We start from the raw sequence: 18,367 nt of genomic DNA on the forward strand, positions 1-18,367 counted from the left end.
TATGACCGAGACCACAGCATCCGGACGACAGTTACTACTACGAGTAGTACGCATCCGCGTCGGACTGGCCGTAGACTCGGAGGAATGGCTGGCCTTGGTGAATTGGAACGCGCAGTAATGGACCATCTGTGGGAGTCGACGGAGCCGCAGACCGTTCGTCAGGTCCACGAGGCCCTTGCGACTCATCGTGAACTCGCCTACACGACCGTGATGACGGTCCTGCAGCGTCTGGCGAAGAAGAGTCTGGTCGTCCAGCAGCGCGACGACCGAGCGCACCGCTACGCCCCGGTCCATGGCCGCGACGAGTTGGTGGCAAGCCTGATGGTCGACGCGCTGTCCCAGGCCCCGGCCTCGGGCGGTCGCGCAGCTGCCCTCGTGCACTTCGTGGGGCAGGTCGGAGCAGATGAGGCCGCTGCCCTCCGTGAAGCACTCGCGGCGCTGGAAGTGGCACAATCGACGAGAGAGTCACCTTCTGCTGCAGAAGGCCGTCCGACGGACTGAGGCTCCTCGTAGTAAGTGAGGACATGAACTCCACCACTGCGCTGGTATTCGCAATACTCGCGCTGATCCTGGCTGGGCCTGTGCCGGCAATGCTCGCCCGTGCGAGCTGGCCGTACCGGTCGCCTCGCGCTGCTCTGGTGCTGTGGCAGGCCATCGCCCTCGCAGCCGTGCTGTCGGCCTTCAGTTCCGGCCTCGCAATCGGCGGATTACTGCTCGTGCCGGGCCCCGACGGTCGACCGACCACGGCTCCGACCGACGAAATCGACGCCTTGGGCCTGCCTCTGTGGACCTTGTACGTGGTGGTGCTCGCGATCACGCTGGGCATCGGAGCGAAACTGATGTTCTCGGTGGCTCAGGTGGCGGTGCGTACCCGCCGTCGCCGCTCCCGTCATCGCATGTTGGTCGATCTGCTCGACCGGACCGACAAGAGCGACAATCCGTTCAGGGGCCTGCGTGATGCAGACATCCGGGTTCTGGACGCGGCGGAACCGATTGCGTATTGCCTGCCCGGACTACGGCAGCGGGTGGTGCTGAGCCGCGGAACGCTCGCCAGCCTCTCCGAGGCGGAGGTGACCGCGATCCTCAGCCACGAGCGATCACACCTACGATCCCGTCACGACCTCGTGCTGGAAGCGTTCACCGCGGTCAACGAGGCGTTCCCAAGAATCGTTCGTAGCAAGTCCGCCCTGAGCAGCGTTCAGTTGTTGGTCGAGCTGCTGGCCGATGACACGGCGGTCAAGGTCACCGGACCCACCCCTCTCGCTCGCGCACTCGTGACGTGTGCCGGATCCACCGCACCGCGGGGTGCCATGGCGGCCGGCGGACCGCACACGCTCATTCGCGTCCAGCGGTTGAGCGGGCCGGGCAGCGACGTCCGGATCGCCGCCGTGGCATATCTGGCCGCCGTCGTCATACTCGTGCTGCCGACCATCTACGTCGCGATGCCGTGGCTCGAGGAGCTGAGCAGGCTTCTCGGCTGATTGCGGGCCACCACGTAGGGGGGTCACGCAGGTCACACCCATCCGGGTGAACAAATGGCGGTACGTCCCGTACAGTAGAACTCGGTCGCCATCGCGACCTAGCAATCGAAATGGCACAAACAGCCCCACTTTATGCAGGTTCGACCTGCGTACCGATGGCCAGGTGACAGTGCCCTGGCTCGTATCAATGTGTTCTGGCTGTTTTTCGTGTTTCCCTTCTCGTCGGGTCTCTCAGCTTCGGGCTTATTGGCGTGCCCGCAATCCGGAGAGGCTTTACTGCGTGACCAACGCTGTTTCCAATACCACCGTTTCCCCCGAGTCCGACTCGACGGCCGTACCGACGCCCGCAGCGGCTCCGGCGTTCACCTTCGCCGAGCTCGGTCTGCCCGAGGCCGTCGTCGCGGCTCTCGCTCGTAACTCGATCACCGTGCCGTCCCCCATCCAGGAGAAGGCGCTTCCCGACGCCATCGCCGGCAAGAACGTCCTCGGTCGCGCGCAGACAGGTTCGGGCAAGACCCTCGCCTTCGGCCTGCCGATTCTGCAGCGCCTGTCGCTGCACACCGATCGACCGGCCGCCAAGCGCCCGCGTTCACTCGTACTGGTTCCGACCCGCGAACTCGCGTTCCAGGTAGTCGAGTCACTCGCTCCCTACGCCAACGCACAGGGCCTCCGGGTCATGCCTGCCGTCGGCGGTACCCCGTTCAACAAGCAGGTCGAGCAGCTTCGCCGCGGAGTCGACGTGTTGGTCGCCACTCCGGGACGACTGGCAGATCACCTGCGTCAGGGCACCTGCATCCTCGACTCCATCGAGATCACCGCGCTCGACGAGGCCGATCAGATGGCCGACATGGGCTTCCTGCCCGAGGTGCGCGCCGTACTCGCCGATACACCTGCAGACGGACAGCGGATGCTGTTCTCGGCCACCCTCGACCGCGAGGTCCAGTCACTGGTTCGCCAGTTCCTGCCCGACCACGTCGAGCACTCCACCCAGGACGGCAAGGCCAGCGTCCGAACCATGGACCACTACGTCCTCATGGTCGACCGCGGCCAGAAGGATCTGGTGCTCTCGGAAATCGGTGCCCGTGAAGGCGGCCGCACCATCATGTTCGCGCGCACCAAGCTGGGCTGCGACGGCATCACCGATCGCCTGCGCGCCCTCGGCATCGCTGCAGAGTCGCTGCACGGCGGCAAGGCACAGAACCAGCGCACCCGAGTACTCGAGCGATTCAAGAACGGTCGCACTCCTGTGCTCGTCGCCACCGACGTCGCGGCGCGCGGAATTCACGTCGACGGAATCGACCTGGTCGTGCACGTCGATCCGCCCGCCGACCACAAGGACTACCTGCACCGCGCCGGCCGTACGGCACGCGCTGGAGAAAAGGGCACCGTCGTCGCGATCGTGCTCCCCAACCAGCGTCGTCAGGTTCTGCGTTTGACCGGGATGGCCGGCGTCAAGGCCACCGCGGTCAACGTCTCCCCCGGTTCGGCCGAACTCAACAGCATCACCGGCGCCAAGAAGCCGACCGGTGAGCCGTTGCGTGCAGAATCCACCCCGCGTGATCGCAACAGCCGCCCGCGCACCGGTGGCTACCAGGGGTCCAACCCCCGCAGCGGTGGCTACCAGGGATCCAACCCGCGCAGCGAAGGCGGCTACCAAGGTGACCGTCCCCGCACCGGCTACCAAGGATCGAGCCCTCGCACCGGCGGCTACCAGGGATCCAACCCGCGCAGCGAAGGCGGCTACCAGGGCGACCGTCCCCGCACCGGCTACCAAGGATCGAGCCCCCGCACCGGCGGCTACCAGGGATCCAACCCGCGCAGCGAAGGCGGCTACCAGGGCGACCGCCCGCGTCGCTCCGACTCGAGCTCGTACCGCGGCTCCGAGAGTCGCGGCTACGAAGGTCGCGGCTCGGACAACCGTGGCTCGGACAACCGTCGTCCCGCCTCTGCCCCGCGCCAGGACGAGAACCGGTCGGGTGGGTTCCGTAGCCGCACCGAGCGTCGTTCGTACGACGGTTTCGACGGGCCTGCACGCAGCCACTGATCGATCGTTCGAGGCGAAGTCCTGATTCGACGGGCTTCGTCGCTCGAACCCCGAGGTGCCGCATTCTTCGCGAATGCGGCACCTTTTTCGTCGTGTGGGCCGGCGTCGCACCCGACCCAGGGGGTTGGCTCGCGCGAAATCGCGCGGCAAGGAAAGCTGTCTGTATGACCTCAGCAGCAAAAGAGATAGAACTGGCTCAGATCGGAGTCACCGGACTCGCCGTCATGGGCTCCAACATCGCGCGTAACTTCGCCCACCACGGGCACACTGTCGCGTTGCACAACCGCAGTATCGCGAAAACCGACGCGTTGATCGCCGAGCACGGTACCGAAGGCAACTTCATCCGTACCGAGACCATCGAGGAGTTCGTGGCCGCGCTTGCGAAGCCGCGGCGCGTGCTCATCATGGTGAAGGCAGGCGACCCGACCGATGCGGTGATCGAGGAACTCGCCGGTGTGATGGAAGAAGGCGACATCATCATCGACGGCGGCAACGCGCTCTACACCGACACGATCCGCCGCGAGGCGGCCATGAAGGACCGCGGTCTGCTCTTCGTCGGTGCCGGTATTTCCGGCGGCGAAGAGGGCGCGCTCAACGGCCCGTCGATCATGCCGGGTGGTCCGGCCGAGTCCTACAAGGCATTGGGACCGTTGCTCGAGTCCATCGCTGCGCAGGTGGACGGCACGCCGTGCTGCACGCACATCGGGCCCGACGGCTCCGGCCACTTCGTCAAGATGGTGCACAACGGCATCGAATACGCCGATATGCAGCTCATCGGCGAGGCGTACAACCTCTTTCGCGACGCGCTCGGGTACTCGCCTGCGCAGGTTGCAGACGTCTTCACCGAGTGGAACAAGGGCGATCTGGAGAGCTACCTCGTCGAGATCACTGCGGAGGTCCTCCGCCAGGTCGACGCGAAGACCGGGCAGCCACTGGTCGATGTGATCGTCGATGCTGCCGAGCAGAAGGGCACCGGTCGATGGACCGTCAAGGCGGCACTCGATCTCGGAGTGCCCGTGACCGGCATCGCCGAGGCAGTGTTCGCACGGGCTCTGTCGGGATCGCGGGCCCAGCGCAAGGCCGCTGTCGGCCTCGCATCGGGAACATTGGCCGACAAGCCGACCGATGCCGAGCAGTTCACCCACGACATCAGCCGGGCGCTGTACGCGTCGAAGATCGTCGCCTACGCACAGGGCTTCGATCAGATCGCGGCGGGTAGCGCCGAATACGATTGGAATCTGCATCCGGGCGATCTCGCCACGATCTGGCGTGGTGGCTGCATCATTCGGGCGCGATTCCTGAACCGCATCAAGGACGCGTACGACGACAACGCCGAACTACCGAGCCTCATCCTGGCGCCGTACTTCCGCGACGCCATCGAGAACGCGATCGACAGTTGGCGGCGCGTCGTCATCACGGCTGCGTCGCTCGGCATCCCGGTGCCCGCGTTCGCATCCTCGCTCTCGTACTACGACGCGTTGCGTGCCGAGCGTCTGCCCGCAGCCTTGACACAGGGACAGCGCGACTTCTTCGGTGCGCACACCTACGAGCGCACCGATTCCGAGGGCAAGTTCCACACTCTGTGGAGTGGAGATCGCTCCGAGATCGAAGCCTGACATCGGTCCCCGCCGGTGGCACCGCGCGTACATTCGTGCGGTGCCACCGGTGTGATCGGTCCTCGCTCGCTCAGAAGGGCACCGGACCGAGTATCGGTTGCACCACCGTCGACGGAATTCCCTCCCATGGCAGTGCACCTTCGAGGTCCCTCCAGACGGCTTGTACGGCGCTGAAGCGTCCCGTGCCGTACACGTCGGAGGCGACGTACAGGATGTCCGCACAATCCGGTACGTCGATGGCCAGAAGATCGAATCCTGCTGCTGCACAACCGATTCCGGATTCGATGTCCAACATCCCCGACGCCACCGATGTCCCCAGCGCGTTCAGGATCATCGAGGATTCACGTGGCCCGCGTCCCGTCACGACGATTTCTGGACTGCCCAGGTCGGTGAGACCGACCGTGTAGCAGAACGCGGGATGAATTCCGTCTCGATCGACCTCCGATTCCACGTACTGCAGCGCCCACCCGAATGTCTCGATCGTTGCCCTCACGTCATCGATGTGATTGTCGACGCCGAACCCTCGGCACATCTTGCACATGACTCCCCCACCTTCGCCGTGCAACCACCCCTGCGGAGATTGCGTCTCGAACTCCATTCGAACTCACGTTCTAGGACAAGTATTGCGTGCGGTACCGACAAGAACGGTCGAGCGCGTCGTCTATCCGGCGGTAAGGTCAGCTCCATGCCGGGTCAATCCACTCGATCGTTCGCAGACCTCGGTCTCCCCGTCGTTCTGGTGCACTCCCTCAGGAATGCAGGTGCTCGCGACCCGTTTCCCATTCAGGTCGCAGCGATCCCCGATGCCCTTGCCGGGCGGGACGTCCTCGGGCGCGCACCCACGGGCTCGGGTAAGACCCTGGCGTTCTCACTGCCGATTCTCGTCCACCTTGCCGGCAAGCGAAGCGCACCTGCGGCACCGCGTGGGTTGATTCTCGCCCCCACGCGGGAACTGGCACTGCAGATTCGTGAAGTACTCGACATCCACGGTGCCACCTTCGGACTTCGAACCGTCGGCGTCGTCGGAGGTGTTCCGCTCGAACGCAACGTCCGAGATATTCAGCGCGGAGTCGACATCGTCGTCGCGACTCCCGGCCGGCTCATCGATCTCCTCCAACGACGCTCGATCACACTCGAGCATGTCGAGGTCACCGTCATCGACGAAGCAGATCGCATGGTGGACATGGGTTTCCTCCCTCAGGTCGAGTCACTGCTCGCCGCCACCCCGGCACGCGGTCAGAGGATGCTGTTCTCCGCGACGCTGGACGGCGAGGTCGACGGGCTGGTCGAGAAGTTTCTGAAAGACCCCGCTGTGCACTCCACTGCGGCAGCCGTCAGCGAACCCGACATGACCCATTTCGTCTTCCGAATCGACGCGGCCCGAAAGACCGAAGTCGCTGCCGCGCTTGCCAACCGCGACGGAAAGACACTTCTGTTCCTACGGACCACCCATGCCGTCGATCGACTCACCGACGAGTGCCTCGCGCTGGGTGTGCCGGTATCGTCGTTGCACGGCAACAAGACTCAGGCGCACCGCACCCGATCGCTTGCGGCCTTCGGCGAGGGAACGTCCGTGGCTCTCATCGCAACCGACGTGGCAGCCCGCGGTGTTCATGTCGACGACGTGACGCTCGTGGTTCACGTCGATCCCCCGGTCGATTTCAAGGATTACCTGCACCGCGCCGGACGCACTGCACGTGCCGGTGCCCGCGGAACCGTCGTGACGCTGGCAACGGACGACCAATTGGATCGCGTCCGATCGATGGCCGACGAGGCCGGAGTTGCCGCCACGGTCGTCGATACCGATCTGGACCAGTCCGCGTGGCGTCGACCGACGGGCGCACGCGCCCCGATCGGTCGACCGCTACCTGCCCCGGTACCGACGACGAGCGGTGCTGCGGCCGACCCCCGAACTGCGCGTGGTGCGGGCCGGACGGGTACCCCGGGCAGGCGTGGGCGGAGCGATGGCACCGGGAGCCGGCGGAGTGGCGGTAGCAGAGGACGACGCGGGTGACCGCGTCCTGGCCGGCGGTCGTACTCGCGCTGATTTCGGCGTTCCTGTTCGCTTGCGCGTCGGTCGCGCAACAGAGCGCGGCCGCGTCCGTCCCCGAAGGTGAATCCCTCGTTTCGGCACTGGTGCGCAGCCCGCGGTGGTGGGTCGGCGTCCTCGGAGACGGCGGTGGCTATGCGGTTCAGATCGCCGCGCTGTGGGTCGGCTCGGTGCTGATCGTTCAACCTCTGCTGGTGACAGCACTGCTGTTCGCCCTCCCGATGTCGGCAAAGCTGGTCGGGAGAACACTGCCCGCCACCACCTGGGCGCTCGCCGTGGCGATGGCCGCGGCACTTGCCGTCTTCATCGTGGTGGGCGATCCGAGCGAGGGCAATACCGACGCGCCTTTCGTGCAGTGGCTCGTTCCACTGATCGCGGTGGCCGTCGTGGTCGGCTGCGCCGCCGCGGGCGGATTGCTGCTCACCTCGCCGGGAGTTCGGGCACTACTGCTCGGTGCAGCGGGAGGATTGTTGTTCGGCCTGGCCGCTGCGCTGACCAAGAACGTCACCGACCTCGTCGACGGTAACCCGGGCGAGGCGCTGACGGCCTGGCAGACCTACACGCTGATCGGATCCGGCGTCGTCGGCTTCTACCTGCAGCAGCGTGCATTCCAGGTGGGTCCGCTGTCGGCGTCGATGCCGGCCGTGACGATCTGTGAACCACTCGGCGCGGCGTTCGTCGGAGTCACTGTCCTGAACGAGCGAATAAGAACCGAGGGCGCAGCCCTGACAGTCATCGTCGTGGCCGTGGCCGTCATGATCGTCACGACGGTCCTGCTGTCGCGTACGCAGGCTGCGAACGCGTCCGAACCGACCGCTCGGGACGGGGCGTCGAACCCAGGAAGTCCATCCGACCGGTAGTCTCGATCAACGTGCAGTTCCTCGATGGTCACCAGCCGCCCTACGATCTCACCTACGACGACGTCTTCCTCGTCCCGAACCGGACCGATGTCACTTCTCGTTTCGACGTGGACCTCAGTACGGTCGACGGGTCGGGAACGACCATTCCGATCGTCGTGTCGAACATGACCGCAGTATCGGGTCGGCGGATGGCCGAGACCGTCGCACGACGCGGTGCCATTGCCGTCATTCCGCAGGACCTGCCGACCGAGGCCGTCGCCGAAACCGTTGCGTTCGTCAAGAGCAGGGATCTCGTGGCCGACACACCGGTCGTTCTCGGGCCCAACGCCTCGGTGTCCGATGCTCTCGCCCTGGTGCACAAGCGCGCTCATGGATCCGTCGTGATCGTCGAGCACGGCAAGCCCGTCGGTGTCGTCACCGAGAGCGCCTGCGCGGACGTCGATCGCTTCGCTCGGCTCAGCTCGGTGGCCGCGACCGACTTCGTGCGGGTGGCCCGCAACGCCTCACCCAAAGAGGTCTTCGAGCTGATGGAGGCCGCCCACGCCCAGCTCGCGATCGTCGTCGAGGACGACGGTTCGTTGGCCGGTGTGGTGACGAACACCGGTGCCGTCCGCACCGGCATCTACGCTCCTGCCGTCGACGCGTCGGGACGGCTGCGGATCGCTGCCGCGGTCGGCATCAACGGCGACGTGGCGAAGAAGGCGACGGCACTGGTCGAGGCCGGTGCCGACGTCCTGGTGATGGATACCGCCCACGGGCACCAACAGAAAATGCTCGAAGCGTTGGCCGAAGTGCGTTCGCTCGATCTCGGCGTACCGCTCGCCGCCGGCAACGTCGTTTCCGCTCAGGGCACCCGTGACCTGGTGGCCGCGGGTGCGGACATCGTCAAGGTCGGTGTCGGCCCCGGGGCCATGTGCACCACTCGCATGATGACCGGCGTGGGTCGGCCGCAGTTCTCGGCCGTGGCCGACTGTTCGGCTGCCGCGGCCGAACTCGGTGCGTCGGTCTGGGCCGACGGCGGTGTTCGCCATCCTCGCGACGTCGCGCTCGCGCTCGCTGCCGGTGCCGCCAACGTCATGATCGGATCCTGGTTCGCGGGAACCTACGAATCTCCCGGAGACCTCCGCGTCGACGCGGCGGGCAACCGATACAAGGAGAGCTTCGGCATGGCGTCCAAGCGCGCCGTCGCTGCGCGTACTGCCACCGACGGGGCCTTCGACCGTGCCCGCAAGGCGTTGTTCGAGGAAGGGATCTCCAGTTCCCGGATGCGACTGGATCCGGATCGGCCCGGCGTCGAGGACCTGATCGATCACATCTGCGCAGGTGTGCGCAGCACATGCACCTATGCCGGGGCCCGTTCCCTGCCCGAGTTGGCTGAACGAGCGGTCCTCGGGGTCCAGTCGGCCGCAGGATTTGCCGAAGGGCGCCCCCTGCCGTCCGGGTGGTAACGCACCGACACGGTTAGACTCACCCACTACGAGTTCGACGACGTTCGCTGTCGTTGCCCGCGCCGAGACGACAAGGACGACTCGGCGCGGTGCGACGACGCGTCGGCCCACCGCCGGTGTGCCGCAAGGCGAACCAGACAGAAGGGAATCAGGTGCCCGAGGCACCCACTATTTCGGTTGCCGGTTCGGCAACTGCGGAGCAGCACGACGACGGTTCCACATCGGAGGGATCCTCTATCGAGCCGGGAGAGAAACCCGGCGACACCGATTTCGACAGGTCCCCGCATACGAGCGGAGCGGTACTGCTCTCTCAACTTCGGCGGCGTTGACCTGTGGCCACTCTTGTCACCATCGTCAGCCTTATCGGCTTCGTGGCCCTGACGGCAGGTACTGCCCTCTTCGTCGCGGCCGAGTTCTCCCTCACTGCTCTCGAGCGCAGTGCGGTCGAGTCCCAGGCCGAGAACGGCGACCTACGCTCGCGCCAGGTTCTGCATGCTCACAAGACGCTGTCTTTCCAGCTGTCGGGCGCGCAGCTGGGCATCACGATCACCACACTCATCACCGGTTATCTCGCGGAGCCGGTATTGGCAGGGTTCATCAGGCCGGTGACCACCGCGCTGGGTGCCTCGGACTCTCTCGCGTCGGGCATCTCGCTCGCCGTCGCTCTGATCTTGGCCACGTCGTTCTCGATGATCTTCGGTGAACTGGTCCCCAAGAACATCGCCATTGCGAAACCGATGTCGACCGCGCGGATCACAGCAGGAGCGATGGCCGGGTTCTCCTTGATCTTCAAATGGGCGATCAACGGGCTCAACGGGTCCGCCAACTGGCTCGTCCGACGGCTCGGCATCGAACCGGCCGAGGAACTGCGTTCGGCGAGATCACCGCAGGAGCTCGGATCGCTGGTCCGAACATCGGCACAGCAGGGCTCGATCGACGAGAACACCGCACGACTGGTCGACCGCTCGTTGCAGTTCGGCGACCGCACCGCCGAGGAACTGATGACTCCGCGGGTCAAGATCGAGACTCTCGCCACCGACGCGACTGTGGCCGACCTGATCGAAACCGCTGCGCGAACGGGCTTCTCTCGGTTCCCGGTGGTCGACGGTGACCTGGACGACACTGTCGGCGTCGTACACATCAAGCATGCGTTCACGGTGGCGGGGGCGGACCGCCGGTCCACCACTGTCGAGTCCCTGGCGCGCGACGTTCCGGTCGTTCCGTCGAGCCTGGACGGCGACGCTGTGATGGAACGGGTTCGAGCCGACGGAATGCAGGTGGCTCTCGTGGTGGACGAGTACGGCGGCACCGCAGGCATGGTGACGATGGAAGATCTGATCGAGGAGATCGTCGGCGACGTGCGCGACGAACACGACGAGCCGGAACTGGATGTTGCTCGTTCGGGCGACGGCTGGGACTGTGCAGGGTTGCTTCGTATCGACGAGGTTGCGTCGGCGACGGGCTATTCGGCCCCGGAAGGCGAATACGAAACCATCGGGGGCCTGGTATTGATGCAACTCGGCCGGATTCCCACAGAAGGGGACGCCGTGCTTCTACCGTCCCCGGCGACGGATGACGTCCTCGACGGCGACGGCGGGTGGATGGCGCGCGTGATCCGAATGGACGGCCGCCGAATCGATCGTGTCCTGATCCTCCCGGTCGATGCAGAAGCACTAGCGCGTCTGCGATCGGACGGTGAGGTCGATGGGTGACTTCCTCGGGGTAGGCCTGGCAGTACTGCTGCTGGCCGGAAACGCCTTCTTCGTCGGTGCCGAGTTCGCACTGATCTCAGCTCGCCGCGATCGTCTCGAAGCATTGCTGGCACAGGGTAAGAAGCGAGCGCAGAGCGTCATCGAGGCCGGTCAGAATCTGTCGCAGATGCTTGCCGCGGCACAGCTCGGCATCACGATCTGCTCGATTCTGCTCGGCCGCGTCGCCGAACCCGCGGTCGCGCACCTGATCGAGGTGCCTTTGGAACTCGTCGGCATCCCCGGCTCGTTCCTGCACCCGATCGCCTTCGCCATAGCGCTGACCGTCGTCGTCGTTCTGCACATTCTCGTCGGCGAGATGGTGCCCAAGAACATTGCCATCGCCGGCCCGGAAAACACTGCCATGGTGCTCGTGCCCATCCACCTGATGTTCATCAAGGTGGCGTTGCCCCTGATCTCGTTCTACAACCTGTGTGCCAACCTGACGCTGCGCATGCTTCGGATCGAGCCCAAGGACGAATTGAGTTCGTCGGTGTCGGCGGTGGAGCTGTCGCAGATGATCGGCGAATCGCGCTCGGAAGGACTGATCGACGCCGAGGAACATCGCAGACTGCGCCAGGCTCTCGAGACATCGGGCCGAACGGTGGCCGAGGTTTTGATTCCCTCGCATCAGGTTCGGAGTATCGAGCTGTCCGGGCCGGATCACACTCTCGGTCCGACCCTCGGTTCGGTCGAACGGGCGGTCATCGAAACCGGGTTCTCCCGGTACCCGGTACGTGATGCCAGCGGTTCCCTGGTGGGCTATCTGCACCTGAAAGATGTGCTCGACGACATGGCCGACGATTCGGCCGGCCCGGAGACCGTCATTCCCCGCAGCGACGTCAGGGCCCTGCCCGTGGTGTCCATCGACACCGTGCTGGACGACGCGCTGACGAAGCTGCGCCGCGCCAGCAGCCACCTCGGTGCCGTGCACGATGCGACCGGCGCCACGGTCGGCATCGTCGCGCTCGAGGATCTGGTCGAGGAGTTCGTGGGCACCGTTCGAGACGGGACACACCGTGTTGCCGGTCCCCGACCCGGTCAGTCCGCACCTGCCGGTCCCCCGCGGAACGTCTGAATGGGCGAATCGGCAACGCTGACCGAGGCGGAGTGGACTGTCCGGCGAGACGCACACTCGGCGCGGGTCGAGAACCTCGTCGGCAGCTATCTGGTCGATCGAGGACACGGCAATGTGCATCCGGTGGTGGATTTCCTGTTCACCTACTACAGCCACCGCCCGGGTCAGCTGCGCCGATGGAACCCCGGCCACGGCACGGTTCTGACTGGCGATCGGGCGCGTGACTTCGCCGAGTTCGCCTCGTACGAACAGGTCGAGACTGCAGACGGTCCAGGCTTCAGGGTGCGGTCGGATCTGCTCGAGCGACGCCGGCCCAGCATCGAGTTCGTTCTGGGTCTGCTGTCGGCTACGCGGGAGCGACCGCCCCTGCTCGGCTGCTTCGGTCTGCACGAATGGGCGATGGTCTACCGCGGCGGCGACTCGGCAGTGCGGCACAGCCAGGTCCCGCTGCGACTCGGTCACGAGGGAACCGACGCCGTGGTGGACTCGATGACGTTGCGGTGCACTCATTACGACGCCTACCGCTTCTTCACCGAGGATGCAGTACCGCGTAACGCACTCGCGTTGTCCCCGGAGTCGCGCATGGGGTCCGAGCAGCCCGGTTGCATACACGCGTCGATGGATCTGTACAAGTGGTGCTACAAATTGGGTCCGCTGATCGACTCCGAGTTCGTGACCGACTGTTTCGAGTTGGCGTTGGAGGCTCGGACGATCGATATGCGCGCAAGTCCGTACGACCTGAGCGAGTACCATCTCGATCCCATCCGAATCGAAACTGCGGCTGGACGAGCAGAGTACGTTCGCGCTCAGGGAGAACTGTCGGAAAAGGCAGCTCCCCTACGCTCGGCACTGGTGGATCGGTGTCGAAATCTGCTCACCGGCGGCGGGTTCGGCGTCGGACCTACCGCCGAGTAACATCGACACCGTTGTCGTGGGGACACCGTCACCGGTGTCCGTGACCGGAAAGAGTGAGGAATTCATGACCGATCGTGTGCAGGCTGGTGGACTTCAGGTCGCCAAGGTCCTATTCGATTTCGTCGAGAAGGAGGCGCTGCCGGGTACCGACGTAGATTCGGAGACCTTCTGGGCCGGTGCCGCGTCGGTGATCGCCGATCTCGCTCCCAAGAACAAGGCGTTGCTCGCCGTTCGCGACGAGATCCAGGGCAAGGTCGACGCATGGCACGGCGAACATGCCGGTGCCGATTACGACCGCGCAGCGTACAAGGCCTTCCTGAAAGAGATCGGCTACCTGCTCGACGAGCCCGCCGACTTCCAGATCACCACGTCCGGAGTGGACACCGAGATCACCACCACGGCCGGGCCGCAGCTCGTGGTTCCCGTGCTCAATGCACGCTTTGCGATCAATGCCTCCAACGCACGATGGGGCTCGCTCTACGACGCCCTCTACGGAACGGACGCCATTCCCGAGACCGACGGAGCCGAGAAGGGCTCGAGCTACAACAAGGTCCGCGGAGACAAGGTCATCGCGTTCGCGCGTGACTTCCTCGACGAGGCATTGCCGCTGAGCTCCGGCTCGCACGTCGGGACCACCGGATACGTCGTCGACGCCGCGTCGCTGACGGTGACGTTGGCCGATGGCAGCACCGTGGGCCTGAAGGATCCGGCACAGCTGTTGGGATACCAGGGCACACCCGATGCGCCGACGGCCATCCTGTTCGTGAACAACGGTTTGCACTTCGAGATCCAGATCGACCCCGAGAGCCCGATCGGCAAGACCGACGGAGCAGGCGTCAAGGACGTGCTCCTCGAGTCGGCTGTCACCACGATCATGGACTTCGAGGATTCGGTCGCCGCAGTCGATGCCGACGACAAGGTTCTGGGCTACCGCAACTGGCTCGGCCTGATGAAGGGCGATCTCACCGAGGAGGTCTCCAAGGGCGGCAAGACGTTCACTCGTGCGATGAACAAGGACCGCACCTACACCTCGGTCGACGGTTCCGAGCTGACGCTGCACGGCCGTTCGCTGCTGTTCGTCCGTAACGTCGGCCACCTGATGACCTCCGACGCGATCCTCGACGCCGACGGCAACGAGGTTCCCGAGGGCATTCTCGATGCGCTGTTCACCTCGCTCGCCGGTCTGCACTCGTTGACTCCGGACAACGTGCTGTCGAACTCGCGTACGGGCTCGCTGTACATCGTCAAGCCGAAGATGCACGGACCGGACGAGGTCGCCTTCACCGCCGAACTGTTCGGCCGCGTCGAGCAGGTCCTCGGCCTGCCCACCAACACGCTCAAGGTCGGCATCATGGACGAGGAGCGCCGCACGACGGTCAACCTCAAGGCCTGCATCCAGGCCGCGTCCGAGCGGGTCGTGTTCATCAACACCGGCTTCCTCGACCGCACCGGCGACGAGATTCACACCTCGATGGAGGCAGGGCCCGTCGTTCGCAAGGGAGTGATGAAGGGCGAGAAGTGGATTGCCGCTTACGAGGACTTCAATGTCGACACCGGGCTGGCGGCCGGCCTGCAGGGCAAGGCGCAGATCGGCAAGGGCATGTGGGCCATGCCTGATCTGATGCACGACATGCTCGAACAGAAGATCGGCCACCCCAAGGCCGGCGCGAACACCGCATGGGTTCCCTCCCCCACCGCAGCGACCCTGCACGCCTTGCACTATCACAAGGTCGACGTGTTCGCCCGTCAGCACGAGATCGCACAAGCCAAGCGCGCCACCGTCGACGAGATCCTCGAGATCCCTCTCGCTCCGTCCACCGACTGGACCGACGAGGAGAAGCAGAACGAACTCGACAACAATTCGCAGTCCATCCTCGGTTACGTCGTGCGCTGGATCGACCACGGTGTCGGATGCTCCAAGGTGCCCGACATCAACGACATCGCTCTCATGGAAGACCGTGCGACGCTGCGCATTTCGAGCCAGTTCATTGCGAACTGGTTGCGGCACGGCGTCGTCACCGAGGAGCAGGTGCGCGAATCGCTGAAGCGAATGGCACCGGTGGTCGACCGGCAGAACGCGTCCGATCCGACGTACAAGCCGTTGGCACCCGATTTCGATACCAACATCGCATTCCAGGCTGCGAGTGATCTGATCTTCCAGGGCACGAGCCAGCCCAACGGGTACACCGAGCCGATCCTGCATCGCCGCCGACGGGAGTACAAGGCCGTCAACGCCTGACGGACTTGTCGACCACGTGGGTGAACACCGGAACTCAGGGCGCGGACGTTCCATAGCCGCCGGGCCCGTGATCGTCGTACTGACGATCGCGGTCCTGGTGGCAGCCGTATTCGGATGGTTTGCGCTGCGTGATCGAATCTCGGATCAGGGGATCGAGGCTGCAGACACCTGCGTGGAGGGACCGGCCGTCCTCACCGTGGCGGCCGACCCCGACATCTCCGCCGCGATCGAACAGCTGGCGACTCGATTCGACGCGACCGCCCCGGTGATTCGCGATCACTGTGTGACAGTGGAAGTTCGAGCAATCGCATCCGATGCGGTGCGAGCGGCATTGAACTCCGGTACCGGCAACTGGAATGTCGGTGCGCTCGGCACTCGGCCGGGTCTGTGGATACCCCAGTCCTCGGCAGACGTCGAGGCCGTCGTCGACCGTGGAGTCATCGACGGTACGCCGCGGCCCGTCGCATCGAGTCCGATCGTCCTCGCTGCACCGGGCGCGGTGGCCGACGCCGTCGTCGCTGCAGGCTCCAGCTGGGCAGATCTGATACGACTGCAACGCGACCCGCAAGCTCTCGGACTCCCCGAGTGGGGTGGGCTTCGACTTGCCGTGCCGTCCGGCTCCGACACCGGCGCGAGCACTCTTGCGGTCGCGGCCATCGCGGCAGGCGTACGCGGTGACCCGACCACCGCTCTCACCGTCGACGAGGCCTCCTCGACCCAACTGGTGTCGGCGATGTCGGAGCTGGCGGTGACCGATACCGGCGCTGCCGCAACCTCGGCCTCCACCACCTACGACGCACTCGCGGCGCTCGAGAATGCTGCCGGACCCGACGCCGCCGTCCACGCGGTCCCGGTCACCGAACAGCAACTCGCGTCGACCGATTCCTCGACGCTGACCGCCGTTCGTCCACAGGGTGCAACGCCTGTCGCCGATCATCCGGCGGTCGTGCTCTCCGGTGACGAGACCGCCACCCGAGCAGCCGCGGGATTCGTCGATTTCGTTCGTCAGCCCGACGGTACGCAGACACTTCAGGACGCGGGATTCAACGTGGACGAAGCCCAGGACGCGGGCATCGTCGCCCCACCACCGGGTCAGGTTGCCGACGCCTTGCTCGCCGTACTTCGCAATCCGGTCCTACCCCGGCGTGCCACTGTTCTGCTCGACGTATCCGAGTCGATGGGAACCGTCGAAGGCGGTGCGACGCGCCTGCAGAACACTGTTCGCGCACTGAGCGAGCAGTTCCGACGAGTGCCCGACGCCACCGAACTCGGTCTGTGGAGTTTCAGCGAAGATCTGAACAACTCTCTGCCCTTCCGGGTGGATGTCCCGACCGGACCGATGACAGTTCCCGTCGGGACCAGTCCGAGGCGCTCCGCTCTCGATACGACCGCTGCGGCATTGACGCCGGCAACCGGCTCGTACACGTACGCGTCCGTACTGGTCGCGTATCTCGACGCCGTAGCCGGTTACGTTCCCGGCCGGGTCAATTCGGTCGTCCTGATCACGGACGGCAAGGACGACTCGCCTCTGTCGGCGGACGAGCTACTCACCGAACTGACATCGGCGTCCGATCCGGCGCGGCCGGTCGCGGTGAACATCGTGCGCATCGGCGACGACAGCCCTGCCCCCGCGTTCACCGACATCGCAGCTCGCACCGGTGGCACCGTGGACACAGTCCAGACATCGGATTCCCCAGACCTCCTCGATCGACTCGGAAAGTTGCTGTACTAGAACATGTCTCGTGTACTTTTTGTCGGCGTCTTCCTACTTCTCGTCACGCTCTTCCTGCACTGGCGGTTTCTCTCCGTAACGAGGGCACGGGCACGTCTGAGACGCCCAGCAGATCTGGTGCTGGTGATTCTGTGGTTGTGCGCGGTGATCGGTTTCGGCAGCGGCGTCGTGTTCGATCCGTCCTGGGCCCGCGGCCCGGCCTTCGTCGGCCTCACCTGGTTGGCGGTGGTGTTGTATCTGTTCCTCGGCACGGTACTCATTGCTCTGATCTGCACCGTCGTGCGGGTGATGTTCGCACTGTCGCATCGTGATTCGGCTGCAGTTCGGCTACGTATATCGCGTGTCGGCTCCGTGGTCGTTGCTCTCGTCAGCGTCGTCGCAGTGGGGTACGGCCTCGTCGAAGCCGCCTCGCCCCGCGTCACACGCACCCAGGTTGCGCTCGACCGGTTGCCGGCCGAATTCGATAGTCTGCGAGTGGCATTGGTATCCGATATCCATGCCGGACCGTCTCGCGGTGCGGGCTTCGTGCGCCAGGTCGTCGATTCGGTCAACGCGCAGAAACCGGATGTCGTGCTGCTCGACGGCGATCTCATCGACGGGACAGTGGAGCTGGTCGGAGAGGATCTGGCACCGTTACGCGACCTCGACGCCCCGCTCGGGGTCTTCGCCGTCAGCGGCAACCACGAGTTCTACGCGGGCGACGGCGGAGAGTGGCTCGACTTCTGGTCGACGCTCGACATCGACGTGTTGCGCAACGAACGAACGACGATCACCCGCGGTGGCGCTGCCATCGATATCGCCGGCATCAACGACGCCACTGCCCCAGAACCGTACGAACCGAATCTCGGCGCTGCGCTCGACGGCATCGACCCGGATCGCTTCGTGCTGTTGATGGCTCATCAGCCCAAGCAGGCTGTGGAGGCCTCCGAGCTGGGCGTGGACATGCAGGTGTCCGGGCACACTCACGGCGGGCAGATCTGGCCGATCCGCTATTTGGTGCCGCTCCAGCAGCCCAGTGTCGAGGGACTGGACACGATCGGTGACACCACGCTCTACACCACCCGCGGTGCAGGCGCGTGGGGTCCGCCGGTGCGCGTGGCAGCCCCGCCCGAGATCGCGATGCTCGAACTCACGCGGGGCTGACCATCTGCCCGTC

14 protein-coding genes are annotated in these 18,367 nt (G+C 65.2%); 13 read left to right on the top strand and 1 reads right to left on the bottom strand.

Annotated elements, in window-relative coordinates; translation table 11 throughout:
- Positions 1 to 84: 84 nt before the first annotated feature.
- The 4 genes from E4P29_RS21630 to gndA all read left to right on the top strand — a co-directional run bounded on the left by E4P29_RS21630 (position 85) and on the right by gndA (position 5,141).
- Positions 85 to 501, top strand: coding sequence for a BlaI/MecI/CopY family transcriptional regulator (locus tag E4P29_RS21630; protein WP_135047160.1), 417 nt, complete (start codon positions 85 to 87; stop codon positions 499 to 501).
- Positions 502 to 524: 23 nt separating this feature from the next.
- Positions 525 to 1,481 carry a M56 family metallopeptidase gene (locus E4P29_RS21635; protein WP_135047161.1) on the top strand — a complete coding sequence of 319 codons (957 nt, stop codon included), beginning with the start codon at positions 525 to 527 and terminating at the stop codon, positions 1,479 to 1,481.
- Positions 1,482 to 1,863: 382 nt separating this feature from the next.
- Entirely contained in the window at positions 1,864 to 3,525 is a 1,662-nt protein-coding gene (locus E4P29_RS21640) for a DEAD/DEAH box helicase (protein WP_167735580.1), read from the top strand.
- A 164-nt stretch (positions 3,526 to 3,689) separates the two neighbouring features.
- Positions 3,690 to 5,141, top strand: a complete 1,452-nt coding sequence (gene gndA, locus E4P29_RS21645) for an NADP-dependent phosphogluconate dehydrogenase (protein ID WP_135047163.1) — start codon at positions 3,690 to 3,692, stop codon at positions 5,139 to 5,141.
- A gap of 70 nt (positions 5,142 to 5,211) precedes the next feature.
- Here the strand turns inward: gndA and E4P29_RS21650 are convergent, their stop codons facing one another.
- Positions 5,212 to 5,682, bottom strand: coding sequence for a DUF4262 domain-containing protein (locus tag E4P29_RS21650; RefSeq protein WP_135047226.1), 471 nt, complete (start codon positions 5,680 to 5,682; stop codon positions 5,212 to 5,214).
- Between the two features lie 144 nt (positions 5,683 to 5,826).
- Here E4P29_RS21650 and E4P29_RS21655 point away from each other — a divergent pair, with 144 nt between their 5' ends.
- The 9 genes from E4P29_RS21655 to E4P29_RS21695 all read left to right on the top strand — a co-directional run bounded on the left by E4P29_RS21655 (position 5,827) and on the right by E4P29_RS21695 (position 18,354).
- On the top strand, positions 5,827 to 7,155 hold the full coding sequence (locus E4P29_RS21655; protein ID WP_135047164.1) for a DEAD/DEAH box helicase: 1,329 nt from the start codon (positions 5,827 to 5,829) through the stop codon (positions 7,153 to 7,155).
- A complete protein-coding gene (locus tag E4P29_RS21660) occupies positions 7,152 to 8,051 on the top strand; it encodes a DMT family transporter (protein WP_135047165.1) in 900 nt (299 codons plus the stop codon). The genes E4P29_RS21655 and E4P29_RS21660 overlap by 4 nt, the downstream gene beginning before the upstream one ends.
- Positions 8,052 to 8,062: 11 nt before the next feature.
- Positions 8,063 to 9,499: a GuaB1 family IMP dehydrogenase-related protein gene (locus E4P29_RS21665; protein ID WP_027497156.1), complete on the top strand. Its 1,437-nt coding sequence runs from the start codon at positions 8,063 to 8,065 to the stop codon at positions 9,497 to 9,499.
- A 332-nt stretch (positions 9,500 to 9,831) separates the two neighbouring features.
- Positions 9,832 to 11,211: a hemolysin family protein gene (locus tag E4P29_RS21670; protein WP_135047166.1), complete on the top strand. Its 1,380-nt coding sequence runs from the start codon at positions 9,832 to 9,834 to the stop codon at positions 11,209 to 11,211.
- Positions 11,204 to 12,325, top strand: a complete 1,122-nt coding sequence (locus E4P29_RS21675) for a hemolysin family protein (RefSeq protein ID WP_135047167.1) — start codon at positions 11,204 to 11,206, stop codon at positions 12,323 to 12,325. The genes E4P29_RS21670 and E4P29_RS21675 overlap by 8 nt, the downstream gene beginning before the upstream one ends.
- Positions 12,326 to 13,240 (top strand): 3-methyladenine DNA glycosylase, encoded by a 915-nt coding sequence (locus tag E4P29_RS21680; RefSeq protein ID WP_135047168.1) that lies wholly within the window; start codon positions 12,326 to 12,328, stop codon positions 13,238 to 13,240.
- A 64-nt stretch (positions 13,241 to 13,304) separates the two neighbouring features.
- Positions 13,305 to 15,479 (top strand): malate synthase G, encoded by a 2,175-nt coding sequence (locus tag E4P29_RS21685; RefSeq protein WP_135047169.1) that lies wholly within the window; start codon positions 13,305 to 13,307, stop codon positions 15,477 to 15,479.
- Positions 15,480 to 15,546: 67 nt separating this feature from the next.
- Positions 15,547 to 17,211 carry a substrate-binding and VWA domain-containing protein gene (locus tag E4P29_RS21690; RefSeq protein ID WP_245154444.1) on the top strand — a complete coding sequence of 555 codons (1,665 nt, stop codon included), beginning with the start codon at positions 15,547 to 15,549 and terminating at the stop codon, positions 17,209 to 17,211.
- Positions 17,212 to 17,214: 3 nt separating this feature from the next.
- Positions 17,215 to 18,354 (top strand): metallophosphoesterase, encoded by a 1,140-nt coding sequence (locus E4P29_RS21695; RefSeq protein WP_135047170.1) that lies wholly within the window; start codon positions 17,215 to 17,217, stop codon positions 18,352 to 18,354.
- Positions 18,355 to 18,367: the final 13 nt, after the last annotated feature.

The sequence above is a fragment of the Rhodococcus sp. 1R11 genome (assembly GCF_004563845.1).
GTDB lineage: Bacteria > Actinomycetota > Actinomycetes > Mycobacteriales > Mycobacteriaceae > Rhodococcoides.

Bases quoted from the DNA above. Each gene is read 5' to 3' on its own strand.
- E4P29_RS21630 (WP_135047160.1), top strand. From the start codon at position 85: ATGGCTGGCCTTGGTGAATTGGAACGCGCAGTAATGGACCATCTGTGG.
- E4P29_RS21635 (WP_135047161.1), top strand. From the start codon at position 525: ATGAACTCCACCACTGCGCTGGTATTCGCAATACTCGCGCTGATCCTG.
- gndA (WP_135047163.1), top strand. From the start codon at position 3,690: ATGACCTCAGCAGCAAAAGAGATAGAACTGGCTCAGATCGGAGTCACC.
- E4P29_RS21650 (WP_135047226.1), bottom strand. From the start codon at position 5,682: ATGTGCAAGATGTGCCGAGGGTTCGGCGTCGACAATCACATCGATGAC.
- E4P29_RS21655 (WP_135047164.1), top strand. From the start codon at position 5,827: ATGCCGGGTCAATCCACTCGATCGTTCGCAGACCTCGGTCTCCCCGTC.
- E4P29_RS21675 (WP_135047167.1), top strand. From the start codon at position 11,204: ATGGGTGACTTCCTCGGGGTAGGCCTGGCAGTACTGCTGCTGGCCGGA.
- E4P29_RS21680 (WP_135047168.1), top strand. From the start codon at position 12,326: ATGGGCGAATCGGCAACGCTGACCGAGGCGGAGTGGACTGTCCGGCGA.
- E4P29_RS21685 (WP_135047169.1), top strand. From the start codon at position 13,305: ATGACCGATCGTGTGCAGGCTGGTGGACTTCAGGTCGCCAAGGTCCTA.
- E4P29_RS21695 (WP_135047170.1), top strand. From the start codon at position 17,215: ATGTCTCGTGTACTTTTTGTCGGCGTCTTCCTACTTCTCGTCACGCTC.